Origin of the sequence: Arthrobacter gyeryongensis, from assembly GCF_039543785.1 — a bacterium.
In the GTDB taxonomy this organism is placed as follows: domain Bacteria; phylum Actinomycetota; class Actinomycetes; order Actinomycetales; family Micrococcaceae; genus Arthrobacter; species Arthrobacter gyeryongensis.
The window spans coordinates 214,625-229,585 of record NZ_BAABKK010000015.1 but is presented as its reverse complement, the minus strand read 5'-3'; the positions used below and the strand labels follow the sequence as shown (position 1 = coordinate 229,585).

Annotated in this window: 15 protein-coding genes; 4 read left to right on the top strand and 11 right to left on the bottom strand. The window is 64.9% G+C overall.

All coding sequences use genetic code 11. The features are described from left to right. Nucleotides 1-91 precede the first annotated feature (91 nt). From ABEA18_RS12810 to ABEA18_RS12800, 3 genes are read left to right on the top strand one after another with little or no spacing between them, the layout of a single operon-like run. Nucleotides 92-856, top strand: a complete 765-nt coding sequence (locus ABEA18_RS12810) for an ABC transporter ATP-binding protein (RefSeq protein ID WP_345449867.1) — start codon at nucleotides 92-94, stop codon at nucleotides 854-856. 8 nt (nucleotides 857-864) lie between these two features. Beyond that, nucleotides 865-1,608, top strand: coding sequence for an ABC transporter permease (locus ABEA18_RS12805; RefSeq protein WP_345449866.1), 744 nt, complete (start codon nucleotides 865-867; stop codon nucleotides 1,606-1,608). After that, nucleotides 1,605-2,222, top strand: a complete 618-nt coding sequence (locus tag ABEA18_RS12800) for a TetR/AcrR family transcriptional regulator (protein WP_345449776.1) — start codon at nucleotides 1,605-1,607, stop codon at nucleotides 2,220-2,222. The genes ABEA18_RS12805 and ABEA18_RS12800 overlap by 4 nt, the downstream gene beginning before the upstream one ends. A gap of 76 nt (nucleotides 2,223-2,298) precedes the next feature. On the opposite strand, the gene ABEA18_RS12795 is transcribed toward ABEA18_RS12800, so the two are convergent. The 5 genes from ABEA18_RS12795 to dxr form a co-directional block, all read right to left on the bottom strand. Further along, entirely contained in the window at nucleotides 2,299-3,186 is an 888-nt protein-coding gene (locus ABEA18_RS12795; protein ID WP_345449865.1) for a GNAT family N-acetyltransferase, read from the bottom strand. Further along, nucleotides 3,149-4,315: a flavodoxin-dependent (E)-4-hydroxy-3-methylbut-2-enyl-diphosphate synthase gene (ispG, locus tag ABEA18_RS12790; RefSeq protein ID WP_236816619.1), complete on the bottom strand. Its 1,167-nt coding sequence runs from the start codon at nucleotides 4,313-4,315 to the stop codon at nucleotides 3,149-3,151. The genes ABEA18_RS12795 and ispG overlap by 38 nt, the downstream gene beginning before the upstream one ends. 66 nt (nucleotides 4,316-4,381) lie before the next feature. Then, nucleotides 4,382-4,675 carry a YciI family protein gene (locus ABEA18_RS12785; RefSeq protein WP_236816616.1) on the bottom strand — a complete coding sequence of 98 codons (294 nt, stop codon included), beginning with the start codon at nucleotides 4,673-4,675 and terminating at the stop codon, nucleotides 4,382-4,384. Nucleotides 4,676-4,707: 32 nt separating this feature from the next. Next, nucleotides 4,708-6,039, bottom strand: coding sequence for a M50 family metallopeptidase (locus tag ABEA18_RS12780; protein WP_345449775.1), 1,332 nt, complete (start codon nucleotides 6,037-6,039; stop codon nucleotides 4,708-4,710). A gap of 17 nt (nucleotides 6,040-6,056) precedes the next feature. Next, a complete protein-coding gene (gene dxr / locus ABEA18_RS12775) occupies nucleotides 6,057-7,241 on the bottom strand; it encodes a 1-deoxy-D-xylulose-5-phosphate reductoisomerase (protein WP_345449774.1) in 1,185 nt (394 codons plus the stop codon). A 38-nt stretch (nucleotides 7,242-7,279) separates the two neighbouring features. On the opposite strand from dxr, the gene ABEA18_RS12770 reads away from it, so the two are divergent. Beyond that, nucleotides 7,280-8,746 carry a lipase maturation factor family protein gene (locus ABEA18_RS12770; protein WP_345449773.1) on the top strand — a complete coding sequence of 489 codons (1,467 nt, stop codon included), beginning with the start codon at nucleotides 7,280-7,282 and terminating at the stop codon, nucleotides 8,744-8,746. Between the two features lie 4 nt (nucleotides 8,747-8,750). Here ABEA18_RS12770 and ABEA18_RS12765 read toward each other — a convergent pair whose 3' ends face one another. The 6 genes from ABEA18_RS12765 to ABEA18_RS12740 are packed head-to-tail and all read right to left on the bottom strand — an operon-like array spanning nucleotide 8,751 to nucleotide 14,957. Next, nucleotides 8,751-9,587, bottom strand: a complete 837-nt coding sequence (locus tag ABEA18_RS12765; RefSeq protein WP_345449772.1) for an HpcH/HpaI aldolase/citrate lyase family protein — start codon at nucleotides 9,585-9,587, stop codon at nucleotides 8,751-8,753. Continuing rightward, entirely contained in the window at nucleotides 9,584-10,132 is a 549-nt protein-coding gene (locus ABEA18_RS12760; RefSeq protein ID WP_345449771.1) for a MaoC family dehydratase, read from the bottom strand. Before ABEA18_RS12760 ends, ABEA18_RS12765 begins: the two co-directional genes overlap by 4 nt. After that, entirely contained in the window at nucleotides 10,129-10,881 is a 753-nt protein-coding gene (locus ABEA18_RS12755; protein WP_345449770.1) for a CoA transferase subunit B, read from the bottom strand. The genes ABEA18_RS12760 and ABEA18_RS12755 overlap by 4 nt, the downstream gene beginning before the upstream one ends. A gap of 2 nt (nucleotides 10,882-10,883) precedes the next feature. Beyond that, entirely contained in the window at nucleotides 10,884-11,651 is a 768-nt protein-coding gene (locus ABEA18_RS12750; protein ID WP_345449769.1) for a CoA transferase subunit A, read from the bottom strand. Nucleotides 11,652-11,670: 19 nt separating this feature from the next. Continuing rightward, complete coding sequence (locus ABEA18_RS12745) at nucleotides 11,671-12,834, bottom strand: acyl-CoA dehydrogenase family protein (protein WP_345449768.1); 1,164 nt, start codon at nucleotides 12,832-12,834, stop codon at nucleotides 11,671-11,673. A 2-nt stretch (nucleotides 12,835-12,836) separates the two neighbouring features. Next, complete coding sequence (locus ABEA18_RS12740; protein ID WP_345449767.1) at nucleotides 12,837-14,957, bottom strand: acetyl/propionyl/methylcrotonyl-CoA carboxylase subunit alpha; 2,121 nt, start codon at nucleotides 14,955-14,957, stop codon at nucleotides 12,837-12,839. Nucleotides 14,958-14,961: the final 4 nt, after the last annotated feature.

The following is a 14,961-nucleotide window of genomic DNA, read 5'->3' as shown; positions in this document are numbered from 1 at the left end:
CTGTGTATCGGACTTACCTTTTATTCATCACCTGATGAATAAATCGGAGGCCGCGATGTCCCACAGCCCAGCGGAAAGTCCCGCACCAGGCATGTCCCCTGCGCCCCCGGCGGTCACAGTGGAGGGCCTGCACGTCACGCGCAGCCACAAGAAGATCCTGCGCGGCCTGGACTTCGCCATGCGGCCTGGGCGCATCACGGGCCTGCTGGGACCGTCCGGGAGCGGCAAGACAACCCTCATGCGCTGCATCGTCGGAGTCCAGCGACTGACAGCCGGCAGCGTGGAAGTATTGGGCCGTCCAGCGGGTACGCCGTCATTGCGGCACGACGTCGGATACGTCACCCAGGCGCCGAGCGTCTACACGGACCTCAGCGTCGAGGCGAACGTCAGGTATTTCGGAGCCATGCACGGCGTCTCGGCGGCCGACACGGCGGAGGCGATTGCCGCCGTCGGGCTCGAATCACTGGCACGGCGGAAGACAGCAGACCTTTCCGGTGGTGAATTCAGCCGGGTTTCGCTGGCCTGCGCGCTCGTCTCGCATCCGAAGCTGCTGGTCCTCGACGAACCGACGGTTGGCTTGGATCCGGTACTGCGTGCCGAGCTGTGGGAACGGTTCGCCGCGATGGCCGAATCGGGCACCACCTTGCTGGTCTCCAGCCACGTCATGGAAGAGGCCTCGCACTGTTCCTCGTTGCTCCTGCTCCGCGACGGCTTGCTGCTGGCGCAGCTCAGTCCCGCGGAACTCAGCGAACGGGGACACAGCAACGATCTGGAACAGGCCTTCCTGCACATCATCCAGGAAACGAGCGCCACCTCGAACCGCCGGGGTGCGAATGAAAGCCAGGTGGCGTCATGAATCCACGGATGATGTTTGCCACCACCAGGCGGGTCTTGGACCAACTGCGGCACGACCACCGCAGCGTCGCGCTCATCATGGTGGTTCCCGCGCTTCTCCTCACGGGCGTCTACTATCTCTTCGAGAACGAAACCCTGCCCCCCGGATTCCCCCGGACCTTTGACCGTGTGGGACTCATGATGCTGGCCATTTTCCCGTTCGTGGTGATGTTCCTGGTCACGTCGATCACGATGTTGCGCGAAAGGACGTCGGGGACGTTGGAACGGCTCCTGACGACGCCCATCCACAAGGCCGATCTCCTGTTCGGCTACGCGTTGGCGTTCTCCATCATGGCTGCCCTGCAATCCCTTGTAGCCACGGCCGTGGCGTACTGGATCTTCAATCTGGATATCAAGGGTGGTCCTGGTTACGTGGTGATGATCGCCGTCATCAACGCAGTGCTCGGTGTCGCGCTCGGCCTCTTGTGCTCGGCCTTTGCGCGGACCGAATTCCAGGCGGTGCAATTCATGCCGGTGGTGGTGATACCGCAGATCCTGTTGTGCGGACTCTTCGTGGCCCGGGACCACATGAACAGCCTCCTGGAGAGCATTTCCAATGTGCTGCCACTGACGTTTTCCGTCGATGCGCTCCAGCAGATCGCCGACAACACCGAGGCGACGCAGGCCATGTGGCAAGATGCCGGGGTCATGGCGGCGATCGTCGTCGGAGTTTTGGTCCTGGCTTCGTTCACCCTCCGACGGCGGACCTCATGAGCGGCGGCTTGCCTCCCCTGCGGCGGGGACGCCGCAGCGGCGGGAGTGACTCCCGGGAACTGATCCTGGCCACAGCGCGCCGGCTCTTCGCCGAACACGGGTTCGACGGCACGAGCCTGCGGCAAGTCGCCCGCGAAGCAGAAGTGGACCCGGCCATGGTCCACCACTTCTTCAAGGGCAAGGACGAACTCTTCGCCCAGAGCGTCGAGCTCCCCGCGGATCCCGACGAGGTCCTTGCCGGCGTCGAATCGCTCGATCCGGCGAAGCGCTCGGAGGCGATCGTCCGCGCCGTGTTGCGTCTGTGGGAAAGCCCGGCGCAACACGGGCTTGTCGCGTTCGTCAGGGGAACAATCGGCTCCAAGGCCAAGACCGCCTTGCTGCGGGAGATGGTGGCGAGGACCATCCTGTCCAGGATTACAGCAGGTCTTCCCGGCTCCCCCGAAGAGGCAAAGATGCGTGGCAACCTCGTTGCCACGCAAATAGTGGGGCTCATGCTGATGCGCTACGTGGTCCGGCTGGAACCCCTGGCTTCGGCGTCCCAGGACGAGGTGGTGCGGCTCGTGGCCCCGAACGTCCAGCACTACCTCACCGGCGAACTCGCGCCTCCCAACTAACTCGCATTAGATGTCGTTATGAGCCCTCAAAACGACAACAACTGCGAGTTAGTTGGGTTGGGTAGGACGGGGCTGGCTAGTACAGCACCGTGGCGAAGGTTCCGAGGCGTTGGAAACCGACCCGCTCGTAGGTGGCGCGCGCCCTGGTGTTGTATTCGTTGACGTAGAGGCTCGTGATCGGGGCGAACTGTTGGGCGAGGACAACCACTCCCGCCATGTACCCGGCACTGAGTCCCTGGCCGCGGAACTCGGGGTTCATCCAGACGCCCTGGACCTGGGTGGCCTGCGCCGTGACCGCCCCGAGTTCGGCTTTGAACTTCACGGCCCCGCCGGCGTCGATGTGTACCAAGGAATGGCCTTGCCGGATCAGTCCGGCCACCCTGCGGCTGTAGAAGTCCTCGCTCCCGAGAAAGGGCGAATAGCCCACTTCCTCTTCGAACATGGCTGCGCAGGCGGGCAGGATCCGGTCGAAGTCCGCGATGTTTCCGAAGCCGAGCTGTGGATTGGGTTCGACGGCGGGTGGCCCCGAGATCGCCAAAAGCGGCTGGTCGGCGCGTACCTCGTGGGCGAAATGGCCCAATTGCTCCAAGCGGGAATGGAGCGCCAGCACGGTCTGGGCAGGCCCGAAGATCGAGGCGTAGCGACGTCCGGCCCGGTGTGCAACGGCCGCAACGCGGGAAGCCAGTTCGGGGTCCAGCTGCACCGGAACCAGGTTGGCGCCGGCCCAGCAGGCACCCACCAGGGCGTCGCCGTCGAACACTCCAAAGACGCTCGCACCGCCGGAAGTGGGTGCGGCGCTCCCCGACGAATCGAGGTGCGCCAAAATGAAAACGTTCGCTACGGGGTCTTCCATCGCGAGCACGCGAAGGGCCCGGGTGTCGGCAGCGCCGAGCACCCGGACCGAAATCCCATCGGCGGCTGCCTCGTTACGAGACGCTAACCACGGGGCTACCCTTGACAGCATCTTCGCCATCGGCCTCCCCCATCTCTTCGGCGATACGCATGGCCTCTTCGATCAGTGTCTCAACAATCTGGCTCTCGGGAACAGTCTTAATGACTTCGCCCTTCACGAAGATCTGGCCTTTGCCGTTTCCGGAGGCCACACCCAGATCGGCTTCACGTGCCTCACCCGGGCCGTTCACGACACAACCCATGACTGCAACGCGCAGCGGAATCTCCATTCCTTCGAGCCCGGCCGTGACCTGCTCGGCGAGTGTGTAGACGTCCACCTGGGCGCGTCCGCAGGAAGGGCAGGAGACGATTTCGAGCTTGCGGGGGCGCAGGTTGAGGGACTGCAGAATCTGGTTGCCGACCTTGATTTCCTCAACAGGCGGCGCGGAAAGGGACACGCGGATGGTGTCACCGATGCCCCGGGACAGAAGCGCTCCGAAGGCCGTCGCGGACTTGATGGTGCCCTGGAAGGCCGGTCCGGCCTCGGTCACGCCAAGGTGCAGGGGCCAGTCGCCTTTTTCGGCAAGCATCTCGTAGGCCGCCACCATGATGACGGGGTCGTTGTGCTTGACGGAGATCTTGAAATCATTGAAGCCGTGTTCCTCGAACAACGAAGCTTCCCACACGGCCGACTCGACGAGGGCTTCCGGGGTGGCCTTGCCGTACTTCTTCAGGATGCCGGGCTCCAGGGAGCCGGCGTTGATGCCGATCCGGATGGACGTGCCGTGGTCCTTGGCGGCCTTGGCGATTTCCTTCACTTGGTCGTCGAACTTGCGGATGTTGCCCGGATTGACGCGCACAGCGGCGCAACCGGCCTCGATCGCGGCGAAGACGTACTTCGGCTGGAAGTGGATGTCCGCGATCACCGGAATCTGGGACTTGCGGGCGATGATCGGCAGCGCCTCGGCGTCATCCGCGGAAGGGCAAGCGACACGCACGATGTCACAGCCGGACGCCGTCAGCTCCGCGATTTGCTGCAGCGTGGCGTTGATGTCCGTAGTGGGGGTGGTGGTCATCGATTGCACGCTGATGGGCGAATCGGAGCCGACGCCGACCGAACCCACCTTGATCTGGCGGGTCTTGCGGCGGGGCGCGAGAACGGGGGGCGGGGCTGACGGCATTCCCAGGCTGACCGAGGTCACGTGGACTCCTTGGGTTGAAATGGGTGGATCGTAGGGCCGGGGTCAGGACCCCGGCCGGTCATGCTGCTAGGAAGCGTGGGCGGCAAGCATTCCGATAATGGGGTTCCACTCCGAGGTCCGGATGCCTGCAATCCCCCGGACGGCTGCGAACGGATCCTCCTTCAGCGTGGCGTTCAGCTCCGACTCGTCGGCGGCCTCAAGCAGCAACAGCGCACCCGCGCCGTCGGTGTAAGGGCCGCTCGCCAGCAGGGTTCCCTGCTCGGCGAGGCTGGCGAGCCAGGCGCGGTGGGCAGGGCGGTTCGCGTCGCGCACCTCGGCGGACTCGGCGTCGTACACGTACTCAACAGCGAAAACAGTCATATGGATAGCCTATCCCCCCAGCCCAATCCGGATCAGCCGAAGAGGTTGACGGGCTTGACGATGTCCGCGTAGATCAGCAGAGCGCTCATAGCCATAAGGACACTCGCCACGACGTACGTGAGCGGCAAGAGCTTGGCGATGTCGAAGGCGCCTGGATCCGGTTTGCCGAACAGCTTGGCGATTCGACGCCGGGCTCCCTCGTAGAGCGCGCCCGCGACATGTCCGCCGTCGAGCGGCAAGAGCGGAACCAGGTTGAAGACGGCGAGGGCAAAGTTCAGTCCGGCGAGGAGCCCCACGAGAGCGCTGACGCGCGATTGCAGCGGAACCTGATCCATGGCAGCCACTTCACCGGCCACCCGGCCGACGCCCACCACGCTGATCGGCCCGTTGGGATCGCGCGGTTCGGAGCCGAAGGCCGCTTGCGCAACGCCGACCACCCTCGCGGGGAGGTTGAGGATGACTCCCGCGATTTGCTTGATGTTCTCGCCGGCCATCGGAAGAACGGTCGACGCCGGCTGGGGCACCATGGCAGCCTGCGGGCCGATGCCGAGGAACCCGACTTCCTCGTACAACGGCTTGCCGTCCGCGCCCTTGGCCTGGAGTCCGTTGTCGCCGATGACGGGGCGTGCAGACAGCACGGGGGTTACTTGCGTGGTGACGCTCTTGCCGCCACGATCCACCGTGATTTGCACGGCCTTGCCGGCGGACGCCCGGATCCAGCCACTCATTTCAGCCCAGCTCGTCACCGGCTTGCCGTCAAAGCTGGTCACAACGTCGTTGGGCTGGAGCTTGGCCACCGCGGCCGGGGTCAGTTGGCAGTTCGGCGAGTTCGGATCGACGGTCTCGCCGGCTTTGACCTGGCACTTGGACACCTCGGCAATGGTGGTGGTGGCCGTGGACACTCCGAAACCCATGAGCAGCACCGCGGTCAGCACCAAGCCGATGAGCAGGTTCATGGCCGGCCCACCAAGCATGATGATGACCTTTTTCCAGACCGGCAGCCTGTAGAAGACCCTGTTCTCGTCCCCGGGGCCCACTTCCTCATGCGCCGCGGACCGGGCCTCGGTGGCGAGGGTCTGGAACATGCCGGTGCTCGACGGCCTGACGCTGCCATCTTCCTTGTTGGGCGGGTACATGCCGATCATGGCGACGTAACCGCCCAGCGGAATGGCCTTGACGCCGTACTCGGTCTCGCCTTTCCGCGTGGACCACAGGGTAGGGCCGAAACCGATCATGTATTTCGTGACGCGCACTTTGAACAGCTTGGCGGGAAGCAAGTGCCCCACCTCGTGCAGCGCAATGGAGACGGCCACGCCGATAGCGACGAAGACGACTCCGAGAATGAACAGAATGACGGGATTCATGCCTTAAGTACTGCTTCCTAAAGGGTGCTGTTGGCTAAACGATCGTGGGTGCGCGTGCGTGCCCACCTCTCAGCATCCAACACAGAATCAACCGTCAGCTCCAAGGATCCTGAATGTTCGCTGAGGACGGACTCCACTGTGTCCACGATGTCGGTGAAGCGGATCCTCCCGGCGTGGAAGGCTTCCACCGCTTCCTCGTTGGCCGCATTGAAGACGGCCGGAAAGGTGCTCCCCTGCTTCGCAGCGTCCTTGGCCAGTTTCACGGCCGGGAAGGCCACCGAGTCAAGGGGCTCGAACGTCCAACTGGTGGCCTGGCTCCAGTCGCAGGCCTTGGCGGCGCCGGGCACACGGTCCGGCCACCCGAGGCCGAGGGCAATGGGCAGCCGCATGTCCGGCGGAGAGGCCTGGGCAATGATGGAGCCGTCCACGAACTCCACCATGGAGTGCACCACGGATTGCGGGTGCACCACGACGTCGATCCTGTCCAAGGGAACATCGAAGAGCAGGTGCGCTTCGATGACCTCCAGGCCTTTGTTGACCAGGCTGGCCGAGTTGGTGGTGACCATGAGGCCCATGTCCCACGTGGGGTGGGCGAGCGCCTCGGCCGGGGTCACGTCGCGGAGTTGCTCGCGGCTGCGGCCCCGGAACGGCCCGCCGGACGCTGTCAGGATGAGTTTCTCAACCTCTTTGTCGGTTCCCGCGCGGAGGCATTGGGCGATGGCCGAGTGCTCGGAATCCACGGGCACGATCTGGTCAACGGCTGCCGCGGCCTTCACCAGCGCACCGCCGACGATGAGGGATTCCTTGTTGGCCAAGGCCAGGATGGCGCCGGACTTGAGGGCTGCCAGCGTCGGCGCCAGCCCGATGGATCCCGTGATGCCGTTGAGCACGACGTCCGCTTCGATCGCGGCAATCTTGGTGGACGCATCCGGTCCCGTGATGATCGCCGGATCATAGTTCCGGAGCCCGGCGGCGGAAGCGGCCTCGCTGATGAGTTTCCGGAGTTCGTGGGCGTCGCCGTAGGCGATGCCCACTGCTTGGGCCTTGGTGTGGACGGCCTGCTGCGCGATGAGTTCCAGGTTCCCGCCGCCCGCGCTCAGCGCCACGACCTCGAAGAGATGGGGGGCGGCGTCGACGACGTCAATCGCTTGAGTGCCGATGGAACCAGTGGACCCGAGGAGGATGATCTTGCGCGGCTGCATTGCTTAAGTATCCCGCACCCCAGGCGTAACGTTGTTTTGTGGACTGGGTCTCGTGGTTCGAGGCGCCGGACTATGAATTCGCCCGGCAGGTGCTCCAGCGTGGCACGGCCGCGCTCTATTTCATCGCGTTCCTGTCCAGCCTCAACCAGTTTCCCGCGCTCCTTGGCGAACACGGACTCCTGCCTGTCCCGAGGTACGTGGACGGATACAGGGTTTTGCGCAGGCCCAGCCTGTTCCGCTGGAAGTATTCGGACGCCCTGCTCCGTGCCGTTTGCGCCGCCGGGCTTGCCGTTTCCCTGACGCTCGTGGGCGGGCTGCCGCAGCTGGGCCCGCCGTGGCTTCCCCTGGCCGCGTTCCTGGCTTTGTGGTTGCTCTATATGTCGATCGTCAACGTCGGCCAGACCTTCTACGGCTTCGGCTGGGAGATGCTGCTGCTGGAAATGGGCTTCACTGTGGGCTTCCTTGGTTCGGAACAGGTTCCCCCGCCTAGGACCATCCTTGTGCTGCTCGTGTGGCTGCTGTTCAGGCTGGAATTCGGCGCGGGCATGATCAAGATCCATGGTGGAAGCGAGTGGCGTGATTTAACCGCGCTGTACTACCACCACGAGACACAGCCCATGCCCGGACCGTTGAGCCGCCAGGCGCATCTCCTGCCCAAACCGATGCACCGCATGGAGGTGCTCGGAAACCACTTCGCCCAGTTGGTGGTGCCGTTCTTCCTGTTTGCCCCGCAGCCCTTGGCCACCATCGCCGCAGGAATTGTCGTATTCACGCAGCTGTGGCTTGTGGGAAGCGGAAACTTCGCGTGGCTCAATTGGTCCGCGATCGTGCTTGCCTTCGCTGCGGTGAGCGACCCCGTCGCCCAGGCTGTGCTGCCTTTCATCCCGCAACGGCCGAACCTGGCCGCGGCCGTTCCGCAGACCCCGGTCTGGTGGCTCGCCGTCGTACTCGCGGTGACGGCGCTCCTTCTGGTCCTCAGCTATTGGCCCATCCGCAACCTGCTCTCGCGGGGGCAGCTCATGAACGCGAGCTTCAACCGATGGCAGTTGGTCAACACTTACGGGGCGTTCGGTACGGTGACACGGCACCGGGTGGAAATCGTGGTGGAAGGCACCCAAGCCGAGGTTCCCGTCGATGAGGCGGACTGGCGCGAATACGGCTTCAAGGGCAAGCCCGGCGACGTCCGCCGGCTGCCCCGTCAGTGGGCGCCGTATCACCTGCGCCTTGACTGGTTGATGTGGTTCCTGCCCTTGCGCACGGTGCACGAGGAGTGGTTCTACGCGTTCTTGGGCAAACTGCTCGACGCCGACCGGCCCACTTTGCGCTTGTTGCGCCAGGACCCGTTCGACGGCGCTCGGCCGCGTTGGGTGCGTGCGCGCAGCTTCCTCTACCGCTTCGCCACGAGGGCCGAGTTCCGCGAGACAGGGCAGCGCTGGATCCGGATGGAACTCTACGAGGTCATCGCCCCGTTGTCGCTGCCGAAGTCACGACGGCGCGGTCAATAGCCCTTCAGGACAGCCGGGCCCTGAGCAGCGTGGATTCGGCATGTTTCAGGATGGGACCATCCACCATTTTCCCCTTGTATTGGAACACACCGGTTCCAGCCGCGGCCGCAGCTTCAAGCAGTTCACGGGCTCCTGCAACGGCTTCCGGCGACGGTGCGTAGGCTTCGCGGACCACGGCGACCTGGTTCGGGTGGATGCAGGCCTTGGCACCGAATCCGCTGGCCACGGCGTCGGCGGATTCCGCGGCCAGGCCGGCAAGATCGGGAATGTCGACGTAGACCGAGTCGATGGCTTCCTTGCCTGCGGCTTTGGCGGCCAGCAGCACGGTGGAGCGGGAGTGCGTTGCGACGGCGCGGTAGCCGCCGTCGTCCTTGCGGCTCGAGGTGCCGCCCATGGAGGCGATCAGATCCTCGGCGCCCCACATCAGCCCGACGACGTTGGGAGCCTGGGCGATCTCAGCCGCGTTGACGATTCCTATGGCCGTCTCGCACAGCGCGATGACGTGGTAACCCTCGAGCGCCTTCAGCTGTTCACCGGTCTCGGCCTTGGCCAGCATGACGGTGCGGTAGGGGGTGTGCGCGAGGCAGTGCAGGTCCTTTTCGAAGTCAGGAGTGCCCACTGGATTGACGCGGACGATCGTGCGGCTGGGGTCGAGCTCGGCGGTCTCCCCGCCGGAGCCGAGCTGGGCAAGGATGGCGCCCCGGGCCCGCTTCTTGGCCGCGGGCGCGACGGCGTCCTCGAGGTCCAGGATGACGGCGTCGGAACGCTCGGCGGCCTTTTGGTACCGTTCAGGGCGGTCGGCGGGGCAGAAAAGCAATGCGGGGCCCATGGTGAAGGTCATGTATTGATTGTCCCCTGTTGCGCCTCCAGATGCGCGTTTCGGGTCCACATGAGGCAGGCCCGCGTGGCCAGCGCCACAACTTTCCCGTCCTGGTTGCGGCCGGTGTGCTTCATGGTCACTACGCCTTGGCCGGGACGCGACGACGACTCCCGTTTCCCGGCGACGACGGTCTCCGTGTAGAGGGTGTCGCCGTGGTACAGCGGGTGCGGGAAAGAGACGTCCGTGAGTCCCAGTTGGGCAATGATGGTGCCCTGCGTCAGTTGCGTGACGGATTGTCCCACCATGGTGGACAAGGTGAACATTGAGTTCATGAGCCTCTGTCCGAAGGGCTGCGTGGCGCTCCAAGCCGCATCCAGGTGCAGGGCTTGGGTGTTCATGGTCAGCGTGGTGAACAGGACGTTGTCCGTTTCGGTGACGGTCCTCCCGGGCCGGTGGGCGTAGACAACGTCTTCTTCGAGTTCCTCGAAGTACAGCCCCCGCTGCTCAATAATGCGGGGGTCGGGGACACGGGGTTCAGGGAGGCGGGTTTCGGGAACGTTGGTCATACAGTCAGCTCCTGGTCCTCTTCGAAGAGTTCGACGCCGGTCGCGGCCGCCACGTCCTCGGCGGAGACATTCGGTGCCAGCTCGCGCAGGACGAGTCTCGAGGCCCCGCCTTCGGAGACGACGTCGATCACAGCGAGGTCGGTGATGATCCGGTCCACGCAGCCTTTCCCCGTAACGGGCAACGAGCATTCCTTGACGATCTTGGGCTTGCCGTTGCGGTCCACGTGCTCCATCATCACGATCACCCGCTTGGCGCCGAAGACCAGGTCCATGGCGCCGCCCATGCCCTTGACCATTTTGCCGGGGATCATCCAATTGGCCAGGTCCCCGTTGGCCGCGACCTCCATGGCTCCCAGCACGGCGACATCCACATGGCCGCCGCGGATCATGCCGAACGACGTTGCCGAGTCAAAGAATGCGGCGCCGGGGTTGACGGTGACCGTTTCCTTGCCGGCGTTGATCAGATCGGGGTCCACGGCGTCCTCGGCCGGGTAGGGGCCGACGCCCAGTATCCCGTTCTCCGAATGCAGGATCACCTCGACGCCCTCGGGGATGTAGTTGGGGATCAGGGTGGGCATGCCGATCCCGAGGTTGACGTATTGCCCGTTGCTGAGTTCACGGGCTACGCGGGCAGCGAGTTCGTTCCGCGTCCAGCCCTTGCCCTCGTGGTGCTCGGCGCCGGCGCGGCGGTACTCGTGCCTGACGGCCTCGGGACGCGGCGGCACATCCTGGGTGATGTTCGATTCCATGGCTAGGCTCCTGCCTGCTGGGTCAACGCGACGGTCCGCTTTTCGATGCGCTTCTCGGTGTCCGGTGCCACGACGACCCGCTGGACGAAGATGCCCGGAGTGTGGATATGTTGCGGATCGAGTTCGCCGGGTTCCACAAGCTCTTCGACCTCGGCAATGGTGATCCGGGCAGCCATGGCACACAGCGGATTGAAGTTCATGGCCGTCGCGTGGAAGACGAGGTTCCCGTGACGGTCGCCCTTCCAGGCGTGGACCAGTCCGAAGTCGGGTGTCAGGGATTCCTCCAGGACATAGTCCGCGCCGTTGAAGGTGCGCACTTCCTTGGGTGAGGACGCGATCGCCACGTTGCCGTCGCCGTCGTACTTTTGCGGCAGGCCGCCTTCCGAGACCTGCGTCCCGACGCCGGCCGCCGTGAAAAACGCGGGGATGCCGGCGCCGCCGGCGCGTAGTTTCTCGGCCAAGGTGCCCTGCGGGGTGAGGACCACCTCAAGCTCGCCGGCAAGGTACTGCCGCGCGAACTCCTTGTTCTCACCGACATAGGAACTGATGGTCCGGCGGATACGCCCGTCCTTCAGCAGGATGCCCAGGCCCCAGTCGTCCACCCCGCAGTTGTTGCTGACTGTTTCAAGTTCCTTGGTGCCTTGATCGTGGAGCGCATCGATCAGCGCCACCGGGATACCGCACAGGCCAAACCCGCCGACGGCGAGAGAGGCGCCGTCGTGGATGTCCTTCACCGCTTCCGCGGCGCTGGCAACAACTTTGTCAATCATCGTTTACCTTCCCTGACGGTTAAAGGCCCAGCTCGCGGGCGATGAGCATCAACTGGACCTCGGTGGTGCCTTCCCCGACTTCCAGGATCTTGGAGTCGCGGTAGTGGCGTGCCACCGTGAATTCGTTGATGAAGCCATAGCCACCGAACACCTGGGTGGCGTCCCGTGCATTGTCCATGGCTGCCTCGCCTGCGACCATCTTAGCGATGGCCGCCTCGGTCTTGAACGGCTTGCCTGCCAGCATCCGCGCGGCCGCATCGTAATAGGCCAGGCGTGCCGTGTGGGCCCGTGCCTGCATGCGGGCGATCTTGAACTGGATGGCCTGGTACTTGCCGATATTCTGCCCGAACGCGACGCGTTCCTTGGCGTATTTCACGGACAAGTCGACGCAGCCCTGGGCCGCACCGGTGGCGAGCGCGGCGATGGCGATGCGGCCTTCGTCCAGGATGGACAGGAAGTTGGCGTAGCCCCGTCCCTGGACACCGAGCAGGTTCTCTTCCGGCACCCTGACGTTGTTCAGTGTCAGCGGGTGGGTGTCGGAAGCGTTCCAGCCCACCTTGTTGTAGGCCTTTTCCGCGGTGAAACCGGGCGTGTCGGTGGGAACCAGGATGGTGGAGATTTCCTTCTTGATGCTCCCGTCCTTGCGTTCGTGCTGCCCGGTGACGGCGGTAACGGTGACGAGCCGCGTGATGTCGGTCCCGGAGTTGGTGATGAACTCCTTGTTGCCGTTGATGACCCAGCGGCCGTCCTCGAGGTGCGCGTGCGTCTTGGTGCCTCCGGCGTCCGAGCCGGCTTCCGGCTCGGTCAGGCCGAAGCCTGCGAGCGCTTCGGCCGAGGTCAGCTGGGGCAGCCAGTGTTCCTTCTGCGCTTGGGTGCCGAAGCGGTACACCGGCATGGCGCCGAGCGAGACACCGGCTTCGAGGGTGATGGCCACGGACTGGTCCACGCGGCCCAGCTGTTCCAGCGCGAGGGCGAGGGCGAAGTAGTCTCCGCCCATGCCGCCGAACTCCTCAGGGAAGGGCAGGCCGAACAGGCCCATCTCACCCATCTGCTTGACTACCTCGTACGGGAAGCTGTGTTCCTCGTCGTGCTTCGTGGATACAGGGGCCACTACCTCGTCGGCGAATTCCCGGACGGAGTCGCTCAGGTCCTGGTATTCCTCGGTGAGTTCAAAACTTGCCATGGCTAGACTTCCTCGTCTTTCTGGTTTTCAGTCGGTTCTGCTGTGACTTCAGGGGTGGGTTCTGCCGACACGTGGATGGTGGCGAGGACTTGGTCAGCCTTGACGAGGTCCCCGGTCTTGCTGCTGAGGTGGACGGTGCCGGACACCGAGGCCACCAGCTGGTGTTCCATCTTCATTGCCTCTACAGCGAGGAGGACGTCGCCCACTTCCACATGGTCGCCGTTGCGCACTGAAACGGAGACGACGGTTCCCGGCATGGGAGACCGGACTTCGGGATCCGCGGCGCCTTCTTCGCGCTGGATGCCCGCGAGGATGCGTTGGAGCCGGGCCTCGCGGTCCAGGATCTCGAGCCGGCAGGACCAGCCGTCGCTGCCGAGCCAAAGTTCGCGCGCCCCGGGCCCCGGAGACGGTGAGCCGTGCGCGAATTGGTGCTCAACGCCGTCGAGCACCAGCACCGCAGCCCCGGCGGATCCCTGCCGCAGGGCGGCAGAATGCTCGACGCCGCCATCCACGCGTGCGGTGAAGCCCTGCCCGTTCACCGTCAGGCCCACGGTGGCCAGGCCGCCGTCGGGACGGCCGATGGTGGTCTTCCACGGCGCCGGGGCGCCGACGCGCCAGCCATCGGCGGTATTCCACGGTGCTGCCGGCCCGAGCGGAGCCAGTTCTGAGCGGTTGAGCAGTTCCGAGCGGTTGAGCAAGGCTGCGGCGATCAGCTCGACGTCGGTCACCTGACGGAATTCCATCCTGTCCAGCTTGCGCTCGATCAGCCCGGTGTCGAGGCGCCCGGCGCGGACGTCGTCGTCGTTGATCAGGAGCCGAAGGTACTCAACGTTCGTGTGCACACCCAGCAGGGTGTAGTCCCCCAGTGCGTGATCAAGGGTGTCCAGCGCCGCTTTGCGGTCAGGGCCCCAGGCAATGACCTTTGCGAGCATGGGATCGTAGTCGCCGGTGACGGAAAGTCCGGGAAGCATGGCGGAGTCGACACGGACTCGCGGATCGTTGCTGGCCCGTTCCCGGAGCGTCACGATCTCGCCGATGGATGGCATGAAACCGCGTTCCGGCACCTCCGCGTAGACGCGCGCCTCCACCGCGTGGCCGTCAAGCACGACGTCGGACTGCGCCACTGTGAGGACCTCGCCTGCGGCGATGCGCACTTGCCATTCGACAAGATCGACGCCCGTCACCATTTCCGTGACAGGGTGCTCCACCTGGAGTCGGGTGTTCATCTCCATGAAGAAGAAGTGTTCCGGATCCTGGTCCGAGACGAGGAACTCGACCGTGCCCGCGCCGCTGTACTTGACGCTTCGGGCAGCCTGGCAAGCGGCCTCACCGATCCGGGCCCGGACTTCGGCGCCGTTCACGAGGGACTCCAGCAAGGGTGACGGTGCTTCCTCGATGACTTTCTGGTGGCGTCGCTGGAGCGAGCATTCGCGTTCGCCGAGGTGGATGACGTTGCCGTGGTTGTCGGCGAGGACCTGGACCTCGATGTGCCGGGGCGACTGGATGAGCCGCTCAAGGAACAGGGTGTCGTCACCGAAGGCGCTCGCCGCCACACGGCGGGCCGTCAGCAAGGTGGCCGCCATATCCTCGAGCCGCTCCACGATGTGCATCCCTTTGCCCCCGCCGCCCGCCGAGGGCTTGATAAGCAGAGGGAAGCCGATGCCGGGCGCCGCCTCGATCAGTGCCTCGTCGCTCAAGTCCGGTTCGGCGATGCCCGGAACGCACGGGACGCCGTAGGACATGACGTGGTTCTTGGACCGGATCTTGTCGCCCATGATCTCGATGGCGTCAATGCCGGGGCCGATGAACGCGATGCCTGCCGCGTCCAGGGCCTTGGCGAACTCCACGTTTTCGGCCAGGAATCCGTAGCCCGGGTGGACCGCCTGGGCACCGCTTTGCAGGCAAGCCTCGATGATGGCGTCGATCCGCAGGTAGCTGTCCGCCGCAGCCGCTGTACCGATGCGGACGGCGGCGTCTGCTTCGCGCACGTGGCGGGCGCCGGCGTCGGCGTCTGAATAGACCGCCACCGACCGGATGCCCATGGCCTTGAGGGTGCGGATGACGCGGCAGGCGATCTCGCCGCGGTTGGCGACGAGGACGGTGTCGAAGGAGTTGATTGTCATGGGG

Bases quoted from the DNA above. Each gene is read 5' to 3' on its own strand.
- ABEA18_RS12760 (WP_345449771.1), bottom strand. From the start codon at position 10,132: ATGACCAACGTTCCCGAAACCCGCCTCCCTGAACCCCGTGTCCCCGAC.
- ABEA18_RS12795 (WP_345449865.1), bottom strand. From the start codon at position 3,186: ATGCTGTCAAGGGTAGCCCCGTGGTTAGCGTCTCGTAACGAGGCAGCC.
- ABEA18_RS12745 (WP_345449768.1), bottom strand. From the start codon at position 12,834: ATGGCAAGTTTTGAACTCACCGAGGAATACCAGGACCTGAGCGACTCC.
- ABEA18_RS12800 (WP_345449776.1), top strand. From the start codon at position 1,605: ATGAGCGGCGGCTTGCCTCCCCTGCGGCGGGGACGCCGCAGCGGCGGG.
- ABEA18_RS12755 (WP_345449770.1), bottom strand. From the start codon at position 10,881: ATGGAATCGAACATCACCCAGGATGTGCCGCCGCGTCCCGAGGCCGTC.
- ABEA18_RS12810 (WP_345449867.1), top strand. From the start codon at position 92: ATGTCCCCTGCGCCCCCGGCGGTCACAGTGGAGGGCCTGCACGTCACG.
- ABEA18_RS12780 (WP_345449775.1), bottom strand. From the start codon at position 6,039: ATGAATCCCGTCATTCTGTTCATTCTCGGAGTCGTCTTCGTCGCTATC.
- ABEA18_RS12785 (WP_236816616.1), bottom strand. From the start codon at position 4,675: ATGACTGTTTTCGCTGTTGAGTACGTGTACGACGCCGAGTCCGCCGAG.
- ABEA18_RS12740 (WP_345449767.1), bottom strand. From the start codon at position 14,957: ATGACAATCAACTCCTTCGACACCGTCCTCGTCGCCAACCGCGGCGAG.
- ABEA18_RS12805 (WP_345449866.1), top strand. From the start codon at position 865: ATGATGTTTGCCACCACCAGGCGGGTCTTGGACCAACTGCGGCACGAC.
- dxr (WP_345449774.1), bottom strand. From the start codon at position 7,241: ATGCAGCCGCGCAAGATCATCCTCCTCGGGTCCACTGGTTCCATCGGC.
- ABEA18_RS12750 (WP_345449769.1), bottom strand. From the start codon at position 11,651: ATGATTGACAAAGTTGTTGCCAGCGCCGCGGAAGCGGTGAAGGACATC.
- ABEA18_RS12765 (WP_345449772.1), bottom strand. From the start codon at position 9,587: ATGACCTTCACCATGGGCCCCGCATTGCTTTTCTGCCCCGCCGACCGC.